Consider the following 22012-nt stretch of genomic DNA (forward strand, 5'->3'; position numbering starts at 1 on the left):
CGCGCCTCCCACGAAAGATTCCTGGCGCTGCAGCGCGCCATGCACGCCATCAACAACATGGCGGAAAAGTGCGCCGGCCTGTTCCTGCTGGGCATGATCATCGCCATCTCGGTATCCGTTTTCGCGCGGCTGCTCTACACCTACACCGGCATTCCGCTGTCGGCACCATGGGCGGAAGAGCTGGCGCGCTACCTGATGGTCGGCAGCGTCTTCATCGGCGGCGCGGTTGCCGCCTACCACCTGCGGCTGATCGGCGTCGACGTCTTTGTCGGCCTGGTCCCCGAGCGACTGGCCCGCTGGCTGCGGCTCCTGTCACATCTGTTGACCCTGGCGCTGGCCGTGCTGCTGGTCTGGAAATCCGTCCGGCTGATCGAACTCGGGCTGAAGCAATGGTCTCCCGCCATGGAAATGCCCATGGCCTATGTCTATGCGCTGATGGCGATCGGCTGCCTGCTCATGTGCGCCAACACGCTTACCAATGCCGCAAGGGAACTGCTGGATGCGCCGTCGCCGCAGCGCGAGTCGGCCGAAATGGAAGAAGCGATGGAAATCAAGAACAGTGTCGAGGGGGCATTATGATCCTGGTACTCGGAGTCTCGTTTTTCGCGATCATGCTGATCGGCGCGCCCATCATGACGGCCTTGGGGCTGTCGGCGGCGATGGCCCTGCAGTCGGGCGACAAGTCGCTGTTGATCGTGGCACAGATGGCGTTCCAGTCGCTGGATTCGTTCAGCCTGATGGCGGTGCCGTTCTTCATTCTCGCGGGCCACCTGATGCAGTCCGGCGGCGTCGCCCGCCGGCTGGTGCAACTGGCCAACGCCTTTGTCGGCTGGATCCGCGGCGGCCTGGGCGCCGTTGCGGTGCTGACGTCCCTGTTGTTCGCCACGGTGTCCGGGTCGTCGTCGGCCACCACCGCCGCCATCGGTTCCGTGCTGATCCCCGAGATGGAAAAAAAGGGCTATCCCCGCTCGTTCGCGGCCTCCATCGCCGCGTCGTCGGGTGAATTGGGCGCCATCATTCCGCCATCGATTCCGATGGTGGTGTATGCGCTGACGGCCAACGTCTCGGTCGGGGCGCTGTTCATCGCCGGCATTCTTCCCGGCTTGCTGATCGCGTTGTCGCTGATCCTGACAGTCTGCGTCATTGCCAGCATCAAAGGCTGCGACGAGGTGCGCGCGGTCAGCCTGAAGGATTGGACCAAAGGCGTGCTGGTGGCGCTGCGCGACGCAACTCTGGCGCTGATGATGCCCGTCATCATCCTGGGTGGCATCTATGGCGGACTGTTCACGCCAACCGAAGCCTCTTGCGTAGCGGTGCTGTATGGCCTGGCGCTGGGCATGTTCGTCTACAAGGAAATCACGCTAGGCAACCTCCTGGGCATCTTTGGCCGGGCCGCCGTGATGTCCGCGATCATCCTGCTGATCGTCGCCTTTGCCGCGGTGTTCGCCTATCTGCTGACGATCAATCAGGTGCCGCAACGCGTCGCCGCCATGCTCGGTTCGGTCACCACCAGCCCCATCGTCTTCCTGCTGCTGGTGAACGGCATGCTGTTCATCGTCGGCATGTTCATCGAGGCGCTGGCCGCGATCCTCATCATCGTTCCGATCCTTGCGCCCATCAGCGTGAGCTTCGGCATCGACCCCATCCACTTCGGCATGATCGTCATCACCAACCTCGCCGTGGGCATGGTGACCCCGCCGGTGGGCGTGAACCTGTTCGTGGTGTGCGAGGTCGCGCAACTGAAGATGCACCAACTGGCCCGCTACCTGGTCGTGTTTCTCGCGGTCCTGATCATCGACATTCTCATCATCTCTTACGTACCCGCCCTCAGTACGGCGTTTCTGTAGGTTGCGGCGCCGGGCGCGCCGCGCCCAGTCCGAATTGAAATTACAAAACCAGAATCATCCAGGAGACAAGACATGCGTCTGATCAAGAAAATCCTCGGCATGGGTGCCGCCAGCCTGTTGCTGCTGTCCTCCCCGTCGCACGCCCTGAACATGGACGTGGGCCACACGCTCACCACGGACAGCCCGTTTCACGTCGGCACGCAGAAATTCGCCGACATCCTGAAAGAGAAGTCCAACGGCAAGATCACCATCACGGTGTTCCCGCATTCGCAGCTGGGTGGTGAAATCACCATGATCCAGGGCGCCGTGGCCGGCGCCACCGACCTGTTCGTGACCGGCCAGCCGGCGCTGAACAACGTGGTGAAGGAATTCCTGGTCTTCGACGCCCCCTTCCTGTTCGACAACGTCCAGCAAGCCAACGAAATCCTGGCCGGGCCGGTCGGCGACAAGTTCATGGACGTCCTGCCCAAGTACGGCCTGGTCGGCCTGGGCTGGTTCTCGGCTATCGAACGCAACGTCTTCGGCGACCGCGCCATCAACGCGGCCGGCGACCTCAAGGGCATGAAGATCCGCGTCATCCAGTCGCCCGGCTATGTCGAGAGCTACAAGACGTTGGGCGCGCAAGCCACCCCGATGGCCTATTCCGAGCTGTACCTGGCCTTGCAGCAGAAAGTCATCGATGGCGGCGAAACCACGCCTGATCAATTCGTGTCCGACAAGTTCATCGAGGTATCCAAGTACTTCAACATGACGCACATCAACATCCACCCTGCGTTGTTGGTCATGTCCAAGACCCGCTGGGACTCGCTGTCCCCCGACGAACAGAAAATGGTCAAGGCGGCCGCCGACGAAGCCATGGCCTACGCCCGCGACTACTACAAGAAAGTCTATGACGCAGGCATGAGGACCATGGCGGAAAAAGGCGTGACCGTGGTCTACCCGAGCGATCTCGATTCGCTGGTGCAAGCCACCCGTCCGGTGGTACAAAAACTCGTCGGGCAGGCCCCGAACGGGCAGGCGCTCTATGACGCCGTGATAGCCGCCAAGGCCAAAGCCAAGGCCAATCAGTGAACCTCCCCGGAACCGACACAGGAATGGCGATGACCAGCTTCACCGAACCAGAGAACCTGCGGGTATTGATCACCGGCGCGGCCGGCAACATCGGCAAATGCCTGCGCGACCAGCTGCGCGGCCGCTACGCCTTGCTGCGCCTGGCCGACATTGCCGAGCAGGAACCCGCCCAGGCGGGCGAGGAAATCCGCACGCTCGACGTGCGCGACATGGCATCCGTCGAGCGCTGCATGGAAGGCATCGACTGCGTCATCCACCTGGCCGGCATCCCGGGCGTGGACACCTGGGACAAGATTCTGCCGATGAACATCGACGGGTGCTACAACGTGTTCGAGGCCGCCCGCCGGCAGCGCGTGCCCCGCGTCATTTTCGCCAGCTCGAACCATGCCGTCGGCTACCATCGGCGCGAACGCTTTCTCGACAATGCCGTGGAGCCCAGGCCCGACTCGCTCTATGGCGTTTCGAAGGTGTTCGGCGAAGCGCTGGGCAGGATGTATGCCGACAAGTACGGCATGTCGGTCGCCTGCCTGCGCATCGGCACGTTCCGCACGCCCGACCGTCCGAGCGAAGCCCGCCAACTGCTGACCTGGCTGAGCCACCGCGACATGGCCCAATTGGCGCGACGCTGCATCGAACACGCGTCGTATCACTTCGTGGTGGTGTATGGCGTGTCGAACAACCTGCGCAACCGCTGGGACAACAGCGACGTGAAATTCCTCGGCTACCAACCGCAAGACGACTCCGAGGTATTCGCCGCGGAAATCCTGGCCAAGGATATTCCCGAGGACCCGATCGCCGCCCAGTTCCATGGCGGCTTCTACTGCCCGCTGGAATTCGTCGGCACCACCGAACGGATCTCCTGAAACCCAGCCCCTTCATCCGTTGCCACAGGGAAACCATGTACGCCGCTCCGCCAGCCATTCAAGCCGAAGTCTTTGCTCGCCTGCCCGACGCCTTCCGCAAACCGGAAGGAACCTCGGAATGGCATCGCTACCAACCTGGCAACCAGCCACCGCACTCGCTCCTGGAGGGCCCCTCCTTCGATGCCGACGGCCGCCTGTATTGCGTGGACGTGCCCTGGGGCCGCGTGTTCCGGGTCGACACGCAGGGCCGGTTCGAGCTGATTGCCGAATACGATGGCGAACCCAACGGCCTGAAGATCCATCAGGACGGCCGCATCTTCATCGCGGACTACGCCCGCGGCATCATGTTGCTCGATCCACGGACCGGCTCGGTCAAACCGGTGCTCGAGCGGGTCCACCTCGAACGCCTCAAGGCGGTCAACGACCTGGTCTTCGCTTCCAATGGCGACCTGTATTTCACCGACCAGGGCCTGACCGGCTGGCATGACCAGACCGGCCGGGTCTTCCGGCGGCGGGCGGATGGGCAGGTCGACTGCCTGCTGGACAACATCCCCAGCCCCAACGGCCTGGTGCTGGATCCCAGCGAGTCGATCTTGTACGTGGCGGTCACGCGCGCCAACGCCATCTGGCGCGTGCCGCTGACCCGGGAGGGCAAGGTGACCAAGGTCGGCACCTTCATCCAGATGTCCGGCGGCGGCGGCCCCGACGGCCTGGCTATAGACGAGGCGGGCAACCTGGCGGTGGCGCACGTAGGGTTGGGCGCGGTCTGGCTGTTCAGCCACCGCGGCGAACCCATGCTGCGCATCAATTCGCCCTTGGGCGCATTGACGACCAACGTCGCCTTCGGCGGCCCGGACCGTCGCACGCTCTATATCACTGAATCCGAATCGGGTTCGATCCTGCGGGCGCCGATGCCGGTTGCGGGGCGTGTCATGTATTCCGGGTGCTGATTCCCGCAGTGAATTCAGCGATGGCTTTTGGCGAAGACCGGCGACACGCCATCATCCATGGCGCGTCCTCCCGTCGAACAGGATCCGCTCGATCGCGCGCACGCGGTCGCGGCGCCGCCTGAGCGCGCGCACCGGCCTGCCGAAAACGCGCTTGCGCTGCCTGGCCTCGCGGCTGGCCTGCAGATGCTCGATGAACACCTCGTCGCATGGCGCATTGTCGGTCTTGTCGAAAATCCAGCAATAGGCAACCGGCAGCCGCGCCTGCCGATAACGCGGCTCGGCGGACGAGGCGTCGTCGGCCAGCAGGCGCTCCAGCACCCGCTGGTCCCACTCGTCGGGATTCTCCGCGCAGGCCTGCGCCCATGCTTGCAACAGCGCGGCGGCGCCCGCCGTATGGTTGATGAACAGCGTGCCGCTCAGCAACTGGCCGCCGGGTTCATGGTAGGCGGCGATGTCGCAGTCCAACGCGGCCAGCGTCGGCCACGGATCGCGATGAAACACCGCGTCCACGTCGACATACAGCAGCGGCCCGGTGTGCTTCTTGCGCATGGCGACCAGCACCGATGGCTTCATGGATGCGTTGCGCACCCAGGACCCGGTGGATTCGATCGGCTCGGCGTCGACGGCAAGCCCCAATCGTTCCGCAGAACGCAGCAGGCGATTCCTTTCCGTCTCGTAAATGCTGTCGCGGGTGAAGAACGCCACCACCATGCCCGTGGCGCTGCCTCGTCGCCCGCCCGGCGCCACCTTGTCGGGTCCGGGAAAGCTCGGAACCCCTCGCGCCTGCTCCGCGGACCAGCCGAACCACCTGCGTCGAAACCAATCGAACATGATGCGCCACGCTTTTCAAGATCAGGTAAAACGGGCGTACCGGCGACGTCATGTCGACAGCGGGGGCAGGCTCGCACAACGCTGCTCCCGCCGCAACGCGGCACACGAGGGTGCGGGCGGCACAGGCGCGGGATAGAAGCGCAGGCTGAGTTTATGAATCGACGCCATACGCGTCGACGCGATTGCAATCAGTAGAAATTCAAATCGCCGCGCTGAAATAATTCTTCGCGCGGCCTCCCTCTGAAAGGCCTTTTCAGGCCCAACACAACTTTCAACCTGCTTTCCGGACAAGGCTCGCCGCGCGCCGGGAAAATCCCGGCGGCGTCGGCCCTGTGGTCGGCCCTGTGGTCGGCCCTGTCGTCGGCCCTGTCGTCGGCCCTGTTGTCGGCCCTGTGGTCGGCCGGATCAGGCGTACTGCGCAAGGCCGCCTCCCAGCGACCAGTTTTCCTTCAGCACCTCGACGAGGTTCACGAACACGTCTTCGGGCCGCAGGCCGGGATCTTCGCCAAGCAACTCCGCGATCCGCCGGAACAGCGCCTTCTTCTGTTCCAGCGTACGCGTGTTGTTCGCGGTGATCTGGATGAACACCAGATCGTCGCTTCGAGCGATATCGAGATAGGTCGCCCCGTAGCGGAAATTCGCGGCCTCATGCTCGGTCATGACCATGAACTGGTCATCTTCGGGAACATTGAATGTCTCGCGCAGCGCCCGATAAACGCTGTCGAAGATGGCTTGCCTATAGGCCTCCGGCTTTCCGGAGCGCAACGAGATATGAGCGAACGGCATGGGAAATTTCCTCCTTGGTGGTCCCGCTGCCCATTATCCATTCTGATAACGTATGCGTTCTTATTTCAACGATAAAGTTTTGAAATGACCAAGCGCGCCCTCGACCTGGAGGCGGTCAGAGCCTTCATCCGCATTGCCGAGCTGGGCAGTTTCACTCGCGCCGCCGAATCGCTGCAGACCACCCAGGCGGCGATCAGCCTGAAGCTCAAGCGGCTCGAAGAACGGCTGGATTCCAGGCTCGTCGAACGCACGCCCCGGCGCGTGGAGCTTTCGGCCCATGGCGCGACCTTTCTCGAGCATGCGCGCAAGCTCATCGAGGCGCACGACCGGGCGCTCTCGGTCGTCGCGGGAACGCGGCAGCGTCTCGCCATCGGCATCAGCGACCATGTCGCGGGTCCGGAACTGCCGGCGCTGATCGCACGCATGAACGCGCAGGATCCCCGGCTGCTGATCGAAATCCGGATCGGCTCGTCGGCCGAGCTGCTGCAACGTTTCGACCACAGGGAACTCGATACCGTGATCGTCCGCTTCCAGGCCGGCCGCGGCGATGGGGAAATCCTCGCCGAAGAACAGTTCGGCTGGTTCGCCATGCCCGGCTGGCAACATCGGGCCGGTGAGCCGCTGCCGCTGGCCACGATGGCCGAGCCCTGTGGCGTACGGGCCCTGGCCGAGCAACTGCTCGACGAGGCCGGCATACCCTGGACCGAAGTGTTCGTCGGTGGCGGCGTGATGACGGTCGCCGCCGCCGTCATGGCCGGGCTCGGGGTTGCCGCGCTTGCCCCGCGCATGGTGCCGTTCGGTGCGCTCGACGTCGGCCCCAGGCTGGGGCTGCCGGATCTGCCGCGGCTGCCCATCCTGGTGCATACCCGGGTCAGGGACAGCCGCTCGCGGGATGCACTGGCCGCGCTCTCGGCGGCCTTTCGCGGCGCGGTGCGAAGCTGATCGTCGAAGCCGGTCGTTCGCGCGGAGCAGCGGCCGGCTTGAGCACTCAAGGAAGGCGAACGCTGCTTGCAGCGCGTTCTCGCCGGGCAACAAAAAACCCGCAGAACCAATGTTCATGCGGGTTTTTGGGGCAAGCAGCTGGCGGATGACCGCGCGGCAACGCTTGCGAAATTCTTGGCGGACAGAGGGGGATTCGAACCCCCGATACGCTTTTGACGTATACACGCTTTCCAGGCGTGCGCCTTCAACCACTCGGCCACCTGTCCTGATCCGGTACGCATTGCGAAAAATGCGAATCCGCGATTCTAGCAGATCGGCAAGAAAGCTGCATTGGCGGTACGGCAAAAGAAAAAGGGGACGTTATTGCGTCCCCTTTTTGCCACGGGTGCCCATGCCCGCCAGGCCATGGCGGCTCCGGGCCTCCATCGCTCAGGCGTTCGGCGGATCCTGCTCGCGGTACGAGCCGACCGTGCCGTCCGGCTCGGTTTCCTCCAGCCGCACGCGGAACCCCCACAGGCGCGCCAGGTGCTTCATCACCTGCTCCGCATCCTCGGCCGCCAGCGGCCGGCCGCGGCTCTTCAGGTGGCGCAGCACCAGCGAACGGTCGGTGTCGCGGTTGAAACGGACTACCTGGATGTCCGGCACCTGGTTGTCGCGGTTGTGCTGCGCGGCCAGCAGGCGGCGGATGTCGCGGTAGCCGTCGTCGTCATGGATGGCGGCGACTTCCAGCTTGGGATTGGCCTGGTGGTCGGAGATCGCGAAGAAGCGGAACTCGCGGATCAGGCGCGGCGACAGGTACTGCGAGATGAAGGACTCGTCCTTGAAGTTGCGCATGGCGAAGTCCAGCGTCTTCAGCCAGTCGCTGCCGGCGATGTCGGGGAACCAGCGGCGGTCCTCGTCGGTGGGCTTTTCGCAGATGCGGCGGATGTCCGACATCATCGCGAAGCCCAGCGCATACGGGTTGATGCCGCCGTAGCCGCGCTCGTCGAAGCCGCGCTGGCTGACGACGTTGGTATGGCTCTGCAGGAACTCCATCATGAAGCCGTCGTTGACCAGCCCCTTCTCGTGCAGCCGGTTCAGGATGGTGTAGTGCCAGAACGTGGCCCAACCTTCGTTCATCACCTTGGTCTGGGTCTGCGGATAGAAATACTGGGCGACCTTGCGCACGATGCGCACCAGCTCCTTCTGCCACGGCGCCAGCTTGGGCGAGTACTTCTCGATGAAGTACAGCAGGTTCTCTTCCGGCTCGGGCGGGAACACCGACGCGGCGACCCGTTCGTCCTTGTCGGACTCCAGCCGCGGCAGCGTGCGCCACAGGTCGTTGTACTGCAGGCGCGCGTGCTCCTGGCGCTCGGCCTGCCGCGCGGCCTCTTCCTTGTACGAGATCGGCGTGGGCCGCTTGTAGCGGTCGACCCCATGGTGCGACAGCGCGTGGCAGGAATCCAGCAGCGCTTCGACCGCGTCGATGCCGTAGCGGTCCTCGCAGTCCATCACGTACTTGCGGGCGAACACCAGGTAGTCCAGCACGCCATCGGCGTCGGTCCACTGGCGGAACAGGTAATTGCCCTTGAAGAACGAGTTGTGGCCGTAGCAGGCGTGCGCGATCACCAGCGCCTGCATCGTCATGGAATTCTCTTCCATGAGATACGCGATGCAGGGGTTGGAGTTGATCACGATCTCGTAGGCCAGGCCCTGCATGCCGCGCCGATAGAACTGCTCGTTGCGGATGAACTCCTTGCCGTACGACCAGTGCGGATAGCCGATGGGCAGGCCCGCCGACGCATAGGCGTCCAGCATCTGCTCCGAGGTGATGACCTCGATCTGGTTCGGATAGGTGTCCAGCCCGTATTCGCGCGCGACCTGCGAGATCGCCTCGTCATAGGACTGGATCAGTTCGAACGTCCATTCGGAACCTTGCGACAGCGGCCGGGGGCTGCCGGCCGACTCCGGCTCCACGAGTGCGCCCAGGATGGCATTCATGCGGTTTCCTTCTTGAACAGGTCATGGAACACGGGATAGATTTCCCCGCGATCGCAAATCCGCCGCATCACGAAATGCGGCGCCAGCTTCTGTTCATATTCCGCCCACAGGCTGCTCTTGCGCGCCTCCTGCGAGTCGGGAACCTCGATATAGGCGAAGTAGCGCGTGGCCGGCAGCAGGTGCTCGGCCAGGAAGCGCGCGCTCTTGCCCGCGTCGGCGCCGAACGAGTCGCCGTCGCTGGCCTGCGCCGCGTAGACGTTCCAGGCCGTGGGCGGATAGCGCTTCTCGACGATCTCGCGCATCAGCTCCAGCGCCGACAGCACGATGGTGCCGCCGCTCTTGGGATCGTAGAAGAAGGTCTGCTCGTCCACTTCCTCGGCATTGTCCGTGTGGCGGATGAAGACCAGGTCGACGTGCTCGTACTTGCGCGACAGGAACAGGTACAGCAGCGTGAAGAAGCGCTTGGCCAGGTCCTTCTTGCCCTCGTCCATCGAGCCGGACACGTCCATCAGGCAGAACATGACCGCGCGCGCCATCGGGATCGCTACCGACACGCGGTTGCGGTAGCGCAAGTCCAGGTCGTCCAGGAACGGCACGCGCGCCAGGCGCTCGCGGCAGTCCTCGACATCCTGCTCCAGGGCCTTGATCTGGTCGGCGGGCGCGCCCGCCGCCTTGGCCATGGCCAGGCGCTCTTCCGCGTCCTCGAGATCGGCGCGCGCCTTCACACTCAGCGCCACCCGCCGCGCCAGCGACGACTTCAGCGTGCGGCTGATGCTGAGCATGCTGGGCGAGCCGGTGGTGGTGTAGCCGGCGCGCTGCCATTTCTTCTGGCTGACCTCGCCCAGCTGGGTGCGCGCCAGGTGAGGCAGTTCCAGGTCCTCGAAAAACAGGTTCAGGAATTCGGCCCGCGACAGGCTGAAGGTGAACTGATCGACCGCCTCGCCCTCGCCGGGCTCGGACCCGCCTTGGCCTTCTCCCCCCTGAGGCCGGTCGAACGTGTCGCCCTTGGCGAACTCGCGATTGCCCGGATGCACCATTTCCCGGTCGCCGCCCGCGCCGTGCCGGAACGTCGGCTCGGAAATATCGCGGGCGGGCAGGTTGATCTCGCCGCCCTGATCCATGTCCTGGATCGAGCGGTCGCGGATCATCCCGTGGACCGCCTTGCGGATCTGGTCCTTGTAACGCCGCAGAAAGCGCTCCCGGTTAACGGCGCTCTTGTTGCGCCCGTTAAGACGGCGATCGATCAGTGAATTCATGATTCACCTCGCTCAGGAAGACTTCCTCACACGGAGGTACCACTCGCACAGCAGCCTGACCTGCTTTTCCGTGTAGCCCTTTTCCACCATCCGGTCGACGAAGCTCTGGTGCTTCGACTTGTCCTCGGCCGACGCCTTGGCGTTGAACGAGATCACCGGCAACAGGTCTTCCGTGTTCGAGAACATCTTCTTCTCGATCACTTCGCGCAGCTTTTCATAGCTGGTCCAGGTCGGGTTGCGGCCGTTGTTGTTGGCGCGCGCCCGCAGCACGAAGTTCACGATCTCGTTGCGGAAGTCCTTCGGATTGGCGATGCCGGCCGGCTTCTCGATCTTCTCCAGTTCGTCGTTCAAGGCGCTGCGATCGAAGCTCTCGCCGGTTTCAGGGTCGCGGAATTCCTCGTCCTGGATCCAGCAGTCGGCGAACGTGACGTAGCGGTCGAAGATGTTCTGGCCATACTCCGAGTACGACTCGAGGTAGGCGGTCTGGATCTCCTTGCCGATGAACTCGGCATAGCGCGGCGCCAGGAAGCCCTTGATGAACTCCAGGTAGCGCCGGCGGATTTCCTCCGGGTAGTCCTCGCGCCCGATGCGCTGCTCGAGCACATACATCAGGTGCACCGGATTGGCCGCCACCTCGGTCTGGTCGTAGTTGAAGACGCTGGACAGGATCTTGTACGCGAAGCGCGTCGAGACCCCGTTCATGCCTTCGTCGGTGCCGGCGTAGTCCTTGTATTCCTGCAGCGCCTTAGCCTTCGGGTCGACGTCCTTCAGGCTTTCGCCGTCATAGACGCGCAGCTTCGAATAGATGCTGGAATTCTCCGGCTCCTTCAGCCGGGTCAGCACCGAGAACTGCGCCATCATGTCCAGCGTTCCCGGCGCGCACGGCGCCGTCGACAGCGAGCTGTGATGCAGCAGCTTTTCGTAGATGCGGACTTCTTCCGACACCTGCAGGCAGTAAGGCACCTTGACGATATAGATACGGTCGAGGAACGCCTCGTTGTGCTTGTTGTTGCGGAAGGTCTGCCATTCCGACTCGTTCGAGTGCGCCAGGATGCAACCATTGAAGGGGATCGCCGAGAAGCCCTCGGTGCCCTTGAAGTTGCCTTCCTGCGTCGCCGTCAGGAGCGGATGCAGCATCTTGATCGGCGCCTTGAACATTTCCACGAACTCGAGCAGGCCCTGGTTGGCCAGGCACAGGCCGCCGGAATAGCTGTAGGCGTCCGGGTCGTCCTGCGAATGGCGGTCGAGCTTGCGGATGTCGACCTTGCCGACCAGCGACGAGATGTCCTGGTTGTTCTCGTCGCCCGGTTCGGTCTTGGCGATCGCCACCTGGCGCAGCACCGACGGGTTCAGGCGCACCACGCGGAACTGCGAGATGTCGCCGTCGAACTCTTTCAGCCGCTTGACCGCCCACGGTGACATGATGCCCGTGAGATAGCGGCGCGGAATGCCGTATTCCTTTTCGAGCGTGTCGCCGAAGCGTTCCGGATGGAACAGGCCAAGCGGCGACTCATTCACCGGCGAGCCCTTGAGCGCGTAGATGGGGAAGCTCTCCATCAGCACTTTGAGGCGTTCGGCGATGGACGACTTGCCGCCGCCGACGGGCCCCAGCAGATAGAGGATTTGCTTGCGCTCTTCCAGCCCCTGCGCGGCGTGCTTGAAGAACGCCACGATCTGCCCGATGACGTCCTCCATGCCGTAGAACTCCTGGAACGCCGGATAGCGCCGGATGGTCCGGTTGGAAAACAAACGGGAAAGACGTGGGTCGTTGCGCGTATCCACGATTTCAGGTTCGCCAATCGCCGCCAGCATGCGCTCAGCGGGGCTGGCGTACGCCATCGGGTCGCGTTTGGCGAGGTCCAGATATTCCTCTAGGGAAAGCTCTGATTCCTGTTCTCTTGCATACTGCGACTTGAAGCCTTCGACGATGTTTTGCACGGAAACCTCCTACAACACGCGAAAAAGCCATGACGTCCCTACGTGTCCCCATTGTGTGCCTCAGTGCTTCAGCGTGACTAGTCAATCTCGCTATTAGCAATCTCGGCACGGTCGTATGTTGCTTTCGCCACACATCAACCAAGAGCACGATCGGGCCCTTTCCGTTTAGGCTGCACCCTGCAGACACAAGTTCCGTCAGGGATTGCAACCAACGTGAATAAGTTCACTCGTTCGCCTTCAGCATATCGCTGTAGAACGGGCGCATGACGCAGCCACGCACGAAATGGTCAGCAATGATTTGAAGGGATGAGATATCCCGGTGGATTCTTATGATCCGGACGCAAGTCCGGTGCGTTCGCTATGCGATGGCAGCGAACGGTCTGAACGGCGCAAGGCGACTGCGTTCAGCAACGTGTCGGTTCGGTTTGTGAAAAGCGCCGGTACGCGACACTGGAATCCGTGGTGACGAGGGCGCGTGGCGGGTCGTGGAGCAAGCCATGCGCGCGTAGCGCCAAGTCATGACCTAGCTTAAGCCCAATTGACGGTTTTGTGGCAATTCATTTGTGCACACGCGGTAAAAAAAAGCTGTCGGATGCTTCGACGTGGTCCCGCAAGAATCGCTCCCAAACTTGCTGCCATCACGCCGCGAGCCGCGCGGGCAAACGCTATGCGGGCGATGGTCCACGGCTATCGCGCGGATTGTTGGCAGCCAGGCATCGAGAGTGCTAATACCCCTTGCGGCGTCAAGGATAGAATCACGCATCCCGCGACACCGCGCACGCCACCGCTTTCAAACACCGTCCGCCCCTCATGCCGACCCGCCCGCGCCCCATCATGCAAGGGCTCCGCATTGCCCGCGCGCCGATGCGTTGGCGGCGTCTGGCGGCCGTGTGCGGCGTGCTGTTGCTGGCCGCGTGCGAACGCGCCTCGCCGCCCCTGCCCAACGACGCCTATGTGTGGCAGCGGCAATGGACGCCCGCGCTGGTCAGCGCGCTGGCCGAGGGCGCGGATGCCGTGCGCTCATGGCGGGTTCTGGCGGCCGAACTGCGCGCCGACGGCGCCTGGTTCGACGCGGCGCCCGACCTGGCCGCGCTGGCCGCATCGCAACGGCCCGTGGTGCTGGTGTTGCGGCTGGATGGCCGCGTCAACGACCTGCGCGACACCGACATCGCCGATCGCGCCGCCGCCGCGCTGGCGGCCTGGCGCCAGGCCGGCGTCACGCTGGCCGGCCTGGAAATCGATTACGACTGCGCCACCTCGAAGCTGCCGGCCTATGCCGCCTTGCTGGCGACGCTGAAGACCCGCCTCGGCGCCAGCCTGCCGTTGTCGATCACCGCCCTGCCCACCTGGCTCGACAGCCCCGCGCTGCCCGCGTTGCTGGCGGTGCCGGACGAAACCGTGCTGCAGGTCCACGCCGTGCAGAATCCCACGCAGGGCCTGTTCGACGCCAAGCGGGCCCGCGCCTGGCTCGATGCCTACGCGCGCCATGCCGCCAAACCCTGGCGCGTGGCGCTGCCTTCATATGGCAGCCGTGTCGCGTGGGACGAGCACGGCCGCATCGCCGCGGTCGAAAGCGAACGTCCGGCGCTGATGCCGGGCGGCAGCTCGGCCGAGCTGCTGGTCACGCCCGATGCCATGGCGGCCTTTGTCGCGGCGCTCGACCGTGATCGCCCGCCGGGGTTGAGCGGCATCGTCTGGTTCCGCCTGCCGACCCAGGCCGACACGCGCGCCTGGAGCCTGCCGACCTGGCGCGCCGTGCTGGCGCGCCAGCCGCTGACGCCGCGGCTGGCGGTGACCGCCGCCGCGCCCGGCGCCGGCGGCGCGCGCGACGTGCGGCTGGCCAACCGCGGCAACGCCGACACCGCGCTCCCGTTCACCGTGCGGCTCGACGCCACTTGCAGCGCCGCCGACGGCATCAACGGCTACACCCTTGAATACGATCGCGAGGGCAGGTATCTTCGCCGCGCGCAGGATGGCTTGCTGCGCGCCGGCGCCGAACGCGCCATTGGATGGATCCGCTGTGACTCCGCAACCCCGAGCTTCCATGTACAACCGTAAATCGCTTGCCGCCGCGCTGGTGCTGGCCTGCGCCGCTGGCGCCGGCATCGTCATCGCCTGCGGCCCGGACTTCCCGCCCCAATTGCTGGACGACCGCGCCGGCACGCTGCAAGGCACGCCCGCCAACTCGTTCGCCTACGAGGCGGCGCGGCTGATGCCGGCCACGGACACGCTGCGCGCCAACGAATCGCCGCTGCTACCGGACGGCAGCTACCGCTCCGACGCCATCCCCGAAGCGTTCGACACGGCGCTGACGCCGGCGCAACGGGAACAGGCGCGGACGATGCGCGCCCGTCCCGACGGCGACCAGGCCTATGCCGCGGGCGCCGGCCTGCCGGAAGCCGCGCGCCTCTATGCCGCCGCCGCGGTCGACTACCGCAGCGCCGCCCAGGCCCCGGACGAACCGCGCCTGGAACGCGCGCGCCAGCGCCTGCTGGCCATCCTGGCGCTGCCGGCGGAGCAGGCCGCGACGCGCAGCGTCTGGGCCGCCTACCTGCTGGCCGAAATCGGGGACATCGGCGCCACGCCCGCGCCCGGCAGCCCGGCGCAGGCCTATGCCCGCGTGCGCGAACTGGCGCGGCAAGGCGCGCCCGACCCCTTGGGCCTGGCCGTCGCCAGCTACGGCCAGGAAGCGCGCCTGTCGTTGTCCGGCAGCCTTGGCCAGTGCGCCTATGAAGACCTGTTCAACGCCACGCCCTGCATGGATGCGATCGCGCCGGCCGATTTGCAGCGGGCCGTGCGCCTGTATGCCGCCCAGGCCGCGCGCGATTCGATCAGCGGCCGCGAATCCTTGCGCCTGATGGCCGACTGGGCATTGGCGTCGCCGACGCGCGCCATCCGCCTGATCGACGACCCGGTCAGCCAGCGCCTGCTGGTGGCGTACGGCCTGGCCCGGCTGGGCGACATCGTCGATGGCAAGCCCGATAGCGCGCGCGACCCCTTCGCCAACTTCGAGGCCACCGGCCGGCTGAGCCTGGCCGATGCGGCCGATGGCACGCCCAACATCACGCCCAACCCCGCGCTGCAATCGCTGGTGGCCGCGCTGCAAACGCAGGATCCGCGGCGGATCGTGGATGCCGACCGGGTCGCGGCGCTGGCCTACCGCGTCGGCCGCTACGACCTGGCGCAAGGACTGGCCGACCGGCTCGACACGGCGCTGGCCTGGTGGGTACGCGCCAAGCTGGCGATCCGCCGCGGCGACAACGAACTGGCCGCCCAGGCCTACGCCCGCGCGGTGGACGCGTTCCCGCGCGGTGACGGCAGCGTCGAGGCGCAAGCCGGCGCGCTGCTCAAAGGCGAACAGGGCGTGCTGTCGCTGTCGCGCGGCCAATACGTCGAAGCCCTCGACCAGTTGTACCGGGCCGCCGTGGCGGGCGACGGCGCGCCCCCGCCCGAAGAAGGCTGGCCGCTCTCGCCCTATTGGAACGACGCGGCCTACGTGGCCGAACGCGTGCTGACGACCGAAGAACTCAAAGCCTATGTCGACCGGCTGCCGCCGCCCCCGCCCGCGCCGTCGCGGCCGCCGGGCTTCAGCCGCTACACGACCGACCAGTTCTATGAATGGAGCCGCCTGAACCAGCCGCCCGTCCATGACCGCCTGCGCCAGCTGCTGGCGCGCCGGCTGGTGCGGGAAAACCGGGTGGCCGAGGCCTTGCCGTACTTCCCCGCGGATTCCGATCCGCGCTTCGCCACGCTCGACTACGACGACGGCAACTGGACGATCCGGGAGTCCGATCTCCGCCAGCGCGCCGCGCAGTATGGCGACGCGCTGCAGGCCGCCGGCAACGCCTGGGGCCGCACTACGCGCGCCGAGGCCTGGTACGCCGCCGCCAAGCTCGCGCGCCGCGACGGCATGCGCATCATGGGCTACGAACAGGGACCGGACTACGCCGTCTACGAGGGCAACTATTCGGGCGGCGCCGGCCGCGACGCCAACCCCTGGTGGCGCGAGGCCCGCGCCGATGCCGGCGTGCCGATGGACACCCCGCAGCAGCGCGCCGAGGCGGACCTGCCCGGCCCCTTCGTGACGCAGGAAGAGCGCGTGCGCTACGCGGCCAGCGAGGCGCGCCCCAACGTGCGCTATCACTACCGCCAGATCGCCGCCGACTACGCGATGAAGGCGGCCGACGAACTGCCAGCCCGCTCGCAGGCATTCGCGGCCACGCTCTGCCGCGGCGCCCGCTACGTCATCGACGACACGCCGGAACGGGCCACCGCCATCTATCTGCGTTACGTGGACCAGGGGGCCCAGGTGCCCTTCAGCGGCAGCTTCGGCCGCGAATGCCCGGAACCGGATTTCCAGTCGGCCTCGCGCTTTCACTACATCCAGGCATGGAAGGCCTGGGAACGGGCGCGCAAGCAGCACCCGGGCATATTGCTGGCCGCCGGCCTGCTGGCGCTGGCGGCGCTCGGCGCCGGCCTGTGGGCCTGGCGCAATGGCGCGCCGGCCGGCAAGGACACGAAGCGCTAGGGCGTATCGGCGGCGGGCAATTCCACCCGCCGCAACAGGCCGCGCCAGTGCTCCGGCACGCGGGCGCGCACGCGCAGGTCGGCCGCCACCCGCTCCGCCTCGATGAATTCGTAGCGCGGGGCGGCATCCAGCCGTTCCAGCATGGGCAGCTTGACCACGCCGGCGGCATCGCCCAGCAGCATCGGCGCCATATAGATAAGCAGTTCGTCGATGCAGCCGGCCGCGACCAGCGCGCCGCTCAGGCCCGCGCCGGCCTCGACGTGGACTTCGTTGAACTGCTGCGCGGCGAACCAGCGCATCATCGCCGGCAGGTCGACCCGGTCGGGCGTCTCGGCCGGCAACGCCACCACGCGCACGTTCCTGGCCTCCAGCCGCGCCTGCTTGGCGGCGTCGGCGCGGGCCGTGAACACGATCACCTCGCCGCCGTCGAACAGGCGCGCGTCCTCGGGAATCTCGAAGCGGCCGTCGACCACCGCCCGGCGCGGCTGGCGCGGCGTCTGGACGCTGCGCACGGTCAATTGCGGATCGTCCTTGAGCACGGTGCCGATGCCGGTCAGCACCACGCAGCTGCGGGCGCGCCAATGATGGCCGTCGGCGCGCGCCTCGGGGCCGGTGATCCATTGCGACAGGCCGTTGTGCAACGCGCTGCGGCCGTCCAGCGACGCCGCCATCTTGAGCCAGGTCCAGGGCAGCCCGCGGCTCATGCGCGAGATGAAGCCGGCGTTCAGCGCCAGCGCCTCTTCGCGGCAGATGCCGGTGGTGACGGCGATGCCGGCCTCGCACAGCCGCGCCAGGCCCTTGCCGTTGACCAGCGGATTGGGATCGCCGATGGCCACCACCACGCGCGCCGGCGCGGCCGCCAGCAGCGCATCCACGCAGGGCGGCGTGCGGCCAAAATGGCTGCAGGGCTCCAGCGTGACGTAGACGGTGGCGCCCGCCACCGATTCGCCGCGCGCCTGCGCATCGCGCAACGCGCAGACTTCGGCGTGCGGGCCGCCCGGCGGCTGGGTCGCGCCCTCGCCCAGCACGCGGCCATCGCGCACGATCACGCAGCCCACCCGGGGGTTAGGCGCGGTCGAATACATCACGGTCTGCGCCAGGGCCAGGGCGCGCCGCATCCAGGACAGGTCATCGGCTTCGCCGGGGGTCGGGCTGGAATTCGTCATCATGGCCAAATTGTATGTCCGCGACGGGCCCGCGGCACGCCGCGCCCGCCGGCGGGCGGAGGCGCTATGATGGCCGCCATAGCCCGAAATGCATGTCCGTTTCAGGCCGATGCAGGTCTGGAGACGGCCTCGCCCGGGAGCCGGGGCAGGCCCACAATACGCTTCGTACCTCCTGAAATCCCACGGCACGGAGCCCGCCGCCATGAAACAAGCATTGATCGTCATCGACGTCCAGGATTCCTTCCGCCAGCGTCCGTTTTGGGACGAATCGGAATACCCGGCATTCGTCTCGCAACTGCAGGGCCTGATCGACGCCGCCCGCGCCCGCGACATCCCGGTGCTGCAGGTGTTCCACATCAGCGCCGCCAACGACCCGGCCAACCCGTTCTCGCTGGCCTCCGGCCACGTCAAGACGCTGAAGGAACTGCGCATCGCTCCCGACGCGGTGTTCCACAAGACCGTGCATTCCTCGCTCTACGCCAAGGACGCCGACGGCGCCACGCTGCAGGACTGGCTGCGCAAGCACGGCATCGAGGGCGTCATCGTCAGCGGCATCCGCACCGAACAGTGCTGCGAGACCACCACCCGCCACGCCAGCGACGACGGCTTCAAGGTGGTGTTCCCGACCGACGCCACGCTGACCTTCGCGATGCAGAGCCCGTCCGGCAAGCACTACACGCCGGCCGAGATCCGCGATGCCACCGAACTGGTCCTGCAGGGCCGCTTCGCCCGCATCGCCCGCGCGGCCGACGTCTTCGCCGACGCGCAATAAGGCAACCGGCCATGATTCCCGTGCACTTCGTGTTGCCCCGAGGAATCGTGCTGCTCGACGTGGCCGGGCCGGCCGAGGCGTTCCGGGTCGCCAACAAGCTGTGCCCGGACGCCTTCTCGCAGCATTTTTGCGGCCCTTCGACCGAAGTCGAAAGCGGCATTCCCGGCCTGCACCTGGCCCGGATCCAGCCGCTGCCGGAAAAACTGCCGCCCGAGGCGCTGGTGATCGTGTCGGGCGTGGTGGGCAAGCACATCCGCCTGGATGAACCCGAGGCCCGCCTCATCATCGACTGGCTGGCGGCGCGCCATCCGGCCGACGGCTTCACGCTGATGACCGTTTGCGCCGGCGCCCTGTTCGCCGCCGCGGCCGGCCTGACGCGCCAGCGCGACTGCACCACGCACCACAGCTGCCTGGCGCAGCTGGCCGACCTGGATCCCAGCGCCCGGCTGCACGACAACCGCATCTTCGTGGAAGACGGCAACCTGGTCAGCAGCGCCGGCATCACCGCCGGCATCGACCTGGCGCTGCACATGGTGGCGCGCCATTGCGGCCCGCGCGTGGCCAGCGAGGTGGCGCGCGACATGGTGGTGTACCAGCGCCGCGCCGGCACCGACTCGGCGCTCTCGCCCTGGCTGGAGCACCGCAACCACATGCATCCAGGCGTGCACCGGGTGCAGGACGCGGTGGTGCGCAACCCCGCTGCGCCCTGGTCGGCGCAAACGCTGGCCGAACAGGCCCACACCAGCGCGCGCCACCTGACGCGGCTGTTCCGCGAGCATGCCGGCTGCACGCCGATGGATTACCTGTATCAGATACGCGTGGCGCTGGCGCGCGACATGCTGCGCGAGACCCGCTTGAACCTGGAGTTGGTGGCGGAGAAATCCGGCTTCGGCTCGGCCCAGCACCTGCGCCGCGTGTGGCGCCGGTTCCAGCCGCAGACGCCCAGCATGGCGCGGACGGTGGCGCTGTAGCGCGCCGGGCGGCTGCTCGCCGCTAGCGTAGCGGCGGCCGCGATCGGCCGGGCCGCGATCGGCCGGGCCGCGACAGGCCGGGCCGCGCGACGGCGTCATTCCTTGCGCAGCTTGCCGGGCAGTACCGGTCCCTGCATCTCGCGGATCGCCTCGACGAATTCGCCGATGTCCTCGAAGCTCTTGTAGACCGAGGCGAAGCGCACGTAGGCCACCTTGTCGAGCTTGCGCAGCTCGTTCATGACCAGTTCGCCGATGTGCCCAGAGGCCACTTCGCGCAGGCCGCTGGCCAGCAGTTGTTCCTCGATGCGGGCCACGGCCGCGTCCACGTCCTCGGTGCTGACCGGACGCTTGCGCAGCGCCAGGCTCAGGCTGGCGCGCAGCTTGGCGGGATCGTAGTCGCTGCGGCTGCCGTTGCGCTTGACCACGGAAGGCAGCGCCAGCTCCACCCGCTCGTAGGTGGTGAAGCGCTTGTCACAGGATTGGCAGCGACGCCGGCGGCGGATCGCATCGCCCTCTTCCGAGACACGGCTGTCGACGACCTGCGTTTCGGAATTGCCGCAAAATGGACACCGCATGTGTGATCCCTGAAAACACGGAAAGCAATAATTCGCCGATATTGTAACGATGCGACTGTCGGTCCGCGTCGACTATGACAAATTCGTCCCTATTATTTTTGCCACGATGACCGCCGGCGCGCAAGCGCCATTGGCCTGAAAACAAAAGGACGGCCCCTCGCGGAGCCGTCCTTGTCATGTGCCGGCGGGAAAGATCCGCCGCCGCATCACTTCTTGCCGTACACCGGCAGGCGCGCGGTCAGTTCGTTGACCTTGGCGCGCACGGCGGCGATGTTGGCTTCGTCGCGCGGGTTGTCCAGCACGTCGGCGATCAGGTTGGCGGTCAGTTCGGCCTCGGCTTCGGTGAAGCCGCGGGTCGTCATGGCCGGCGTGCCCAGGCGGATGCCGCTGGTCACGAAGGGCTTTTCCGGATCGTTCGGGATCGCGTTCTTGTTGACCGTGATGTGGGCCTGGCCCAGCACGGCTTCGGCTTCCTTGCCCGTGATGCCCTTGGAACGCAGGTCCACCAGCATGACGTGGCTTTCGGTGCGGCCCGAGACGATGCGCAGGCCACGCTTGACCAGCGTGTCGGCCAGCACCTTGGCGTTCTTGACCACTTGCTGCGCGTAGGTCTTGAATTCGGGTTCCAGCGCTTCCTTGAAGGCCACCGCCTTGCCGGCGATGACGTGCATCAGCGGACCGCCCTGGATGCCGGGGAAGATGGCCGAGTTGATGATCTTCTCGTACTCGGCCTTCATCATGATGACGCCGCCGCGCGGGCCGCGCAGCGACTTGTGCGTGGTCGAGGTGACGAAGTCGGCGTGCGGCACCGGGTTGGGGTACGCGCCGCCGGCGACCAGGCCGGCGTAGTGGGCGATGTCGACCATGAACAGCGCGCCGTTGTCGTGGGCGATGCGGGCCATGCGCTCGAAGTCGATATGCAGGGCGTAGGCCGAGGCGCCGGCGACGATCAGCTTGGGCTTGTGTTCCTTGGCCAGCTGTTCGACCTGGGCGTAGTTCAGGACTTCGTTTTCGTCCAGGCCGTACGAGATGAAGTTGTACAGCTTGCCGGAGGCGTTGACCGACGCGCCGTGCGTCAGGTGGCCGCCTTCGGCCAGGCTCATGCCCAGCACGGTGTCGCCCGGCTTCAGGACGGCCATGTACACGCCCTGGTTGGCCTGCGAGCCCGAGTTGGGCTGCACGTTGGCGGCTTCGGCGCCGAAGATCTGCTTCAGGCGGTCGATGGCCAGTTGCTCGACCACGTCGACGTATTCGCAACCACCGTAGTAGCGCTTGCCCGGGTAGCCTTCGGCGTACTTGTTCGTGAGCTGCGTGCCCTGGGCTTCCATGACGGCCGGGCTGGCATAGTTCTCCGAAGCGATCAGCTCGATGTGCTGCTCTTGGCGAACGTCTTCCTTCTGGATGGCGGCCCAGACGTCCGGGTCAGCCTTGGAGAGGGTGAGGTTGCGGTCAAACATGACGGGGGGTTCCTGAGGCGGTAAGAGAGGAGGAAACTGCGCCCGGGTGGGTAAACCCGGATAATGACGAATAGTTTAC

At 66.1% G+C, this 22012-nt stretch carries 18 protein-coding genes and 1 tRNA gene; 10 read left to right on the plus strand and 9 right to left on the minus strand.

What is annotated here, in order from left to right; all coding sequences use genetic code 11:
* The first annotated feature begins 39 nt into the window (after positions 1-39).
* From AC1HFW_RS17305 to AC1HFW_RS17325, 5 genes are all read left to right on the plus strand, one after another.
* Positions 40-579: a TRAP transporter small permease gene (locus AC1HFW_RS17305; protein ID WP_238891472.1), complete on the plus strand. Its 540-nt coding sequence runs from the start codon at positions 40-42 to the stop codon at positions 577-579.
* Positions 576-1847 (plus strand): TRAP transporter large permease, encoded by a 1272-nt coding sequence (locus AC1HFW_RS17310; protein WP_238891473.1) that lies wholly within the window; start codon positions 576-578, stop codon positions 1845-1847. The genes AC1HFW_RS17305 and AC1HFW_RS17310 overlap by 4 nt, the downstream gene beginning before the upstream one ends.
* Before the next feature lie 72 nt (positions 1848-1919).
* A complete protein-coding gene (locus AC1HFW_RS17315) occupies positions 1920-2918 on the plus strand; it encodes a TRAP transporter substrate-binding protein (RefSeq protein ID WP_479284583.1) in 999 nt (332 codons plus the stop codon).
* Positions 2919-2947: 29 nt separating this feature from the next.
* A complete protein-coding gene (locus AC1HFW_RS17320; RefSeq protein ID WP_479284585.1) occupies positions 2948-3781 on the plus strand; it encodes an NAD-dependent epimerase/dehydratase family protein in 834 nt (277 codons plus the stop codon).
* A 35-nt stretch (positions 3782-3816) separates the two neighbouring features.
* Positions 3817-4731: an SMP-30/gluconolactonase/LRE family protein gene (locus AC1HFW_RS17325; protein ID WP_479284587.1), complete on the plus strand. Its 915-nt coding sequence runs from the start codon at positions 3817-3819 to the stop codon at positions 4729-4731.
* Between the two features lie 51 nt (positions 4732-4782).
* Here the strand turns inward: AC1HFW_RS17325 and AC1HFW_RS17330 are convergent, their stop codons facing one another.
* Positions 4783-5562: a putative nucleotide-diphospho-sugar transferase gene (locus AC1HFW_RS17330; protein WP_479284589.1), complete on the minus strand. Its 780-nt coding sequence runs from the start codon at positions 5560-5562 to the stop codon at positions 4783-4785.
* A gap of 405 nt (positions 5563-5967) precedes the next feature.
* Positions 5968-6348, minus strand: coding sequence for a tautomerase family protein (locus AC1HFW_RS17335; RefSeq protein ID WP_061072492.1), 381 nt, complete (start codon positions 6346-6348; stop codon positions 5968-5970).
* 84 nt (positions 6349-6432) lie between these two features.
* Here AC1HFW_RS17335 and AC1HFW_RS17340 point away from each other — a divergent pair, with 84 nt between their 5' ends.
* The gene (locus AC1HFW_RS17340) at positions 6433-7290 is read left to right on the plus strand and encodes a LysR substrate-binding domain-containing protein (protein ID WP_479284591.1); all 858 of its coding nucleotides are present in this window, start codon (positions 6433-6435) and stop codon (positions 7288-7290) included.
* Between the two features lie 175 nt (positions 7291-7465).
* Here AC1HFW_RS17340 and AC1HFW_RS17345 read toward each other — a convergent pair.
* The 4 genes from AC1HFW_RS17345 to AC1HFW_RS17360 form a co-directional block, all read right to left on the minus strand.
* Positions 7466-7556: transfer RNA gene (locus AC1HFW_RS17345), tRNA-Ser, on the minus strand.
* A 163-nt stretch (positions 7557-7719) separates the two neighbouring features.
* Entirely contained in the window at positions 7720-9270 is a 1551-nt protein-coding gene (locus AC1HFW_RS17350; protein ID WP_479284593.1) for a SpoVR family protein, read from the minus strand.
* A complete protein-coding gene (locus tag AC1HFW_RS17355; protein ID WP_479284594.1) occupies positions 9267-10526 on the minus strand; it encodes a YeaH/YhbH family protein in 1260 nt (419 codons plus the stop codon). Before AC1HFW_RS17355 ends, AC1HFW_RS17350 begins: the two co-directional genes overlap by 4 nt.
* 12 nt (positions 10527-10538) lie before the next feature.
* Entirely contained in the window at positions 10539-12455 is a 1917-nt protein-coding gene (locus AC1HFW_RS17360) for a PrkA family serine protein kinase (protein ID WP_420094580.1), read from the minus strand.
* A gap of 843 nt (positions 12456-13298) precedes the next feature.
* On the opposite strand from AC1HFW_RS17360, the gene AC1HFW_RS17365 reads away from it, so the two are divergent.
* Complete coding sequence (locus tag AC1HFW_RS17365) at positions 13299-14522, plus strand: DUF3142 domain-containing protein (RefSeq protein ID WP_479284596.1); 1224 nt, start codon at positions 13299-13301, stop codon at positions 14520-14522.
* Positions 14509-16992: a hypothetical protein gene (locus AC1HFW_RS17370; protein WP_479284597.1), complete on the plus strand. Its 2484-nt coding sequence runs from the start codon at positions 14509-14511 to the stop codon at positions 16990-16992. Before AC1HFW_RS17365 ends, AC1HFW_RS17370 begins: the two co-directional genes overlap by 14 nt.
* On the opposite strand, the gene ribD is transcribed toward AC1HFW_RS17370, so the two are convergent.
* Entirely contained in the window at positions 16989-18158 is a 1170-nt protein-coding gene (gene ribD, locus AC1HFW_RS17375) for a bifunctional diaminohydroxyphosphoribosylaminopyrimidine deaminase/5-amino-6-(5-phosphoribosylamino)uracil reductase RibD (protein ID WP_479286519.1), read from the minus strand. The genes AC1HFW_RS17370 and ribD overlap by 4 nt on opposite strands.
* Positions 18159-18360: 202 nt before the next feature.
* Here ribD and AC1HFW_RS17380 point away from each other — a divergent pair, with 202 nt between their 5' ends.
* Both AC1HFW_RS17380 and AC1HFW_RS17385 read left to right on the plus strand, forming a co-directional pair.
* Positions 18361-18930: a cysteine hydrolase family protein gene (locus AC1HFW_RS17380; protein WP_241067962.1), complete on the plus strand. Its 570-nt coding sequence runs from the start codon at positions 18361-18363 to the stop codon at positions 18928-18930.
* 11 nt (positions 18931-18941) lie between these two features.
* Positions 18942-19901: a GlxA family transcriptional regulator gene (locus AC1HFW_RS17385; RefSeq protein WP_116520521.1), complete on the plus strand. Its 960-nt coding sequence runs from the start codon at positions 18942-18944 to the stop codon at positions 19899-19901.
* A gap of 95 nt (positions 19902-19996) precedes the next feature.
* Here the strand turns inward: AC1HFW_RS17385 and nrdR are convergent, their stop codons facing one another.
* Complete coding sequence (gene nrdR / locus AC1HFW_RS17390; protein ID WP_006392798.1) at positions 19997-20476, minus strand: transcriptional regulator NrdR; 480 nt, start codon at positions 20474-20476, stop codon at positions 19997-19999.
* Positions 20477-20682: 206 nt separating this feature from the next.
* A complete protein-coding gene (glyA, locus tag AC1HFW_RS17395) occupies positions 20683-21933 on the minus strand; it encodes a serine hydroxymethyltransferase (protein WP_006392797.1) in 1251 nt (416 codons plus the stop codon).
* Positions 21934-22012 lie beyond the last annotated feature (79 nt).

This window comes from Achromobacter sp. ISS7 (assembly GCF_056523125.1).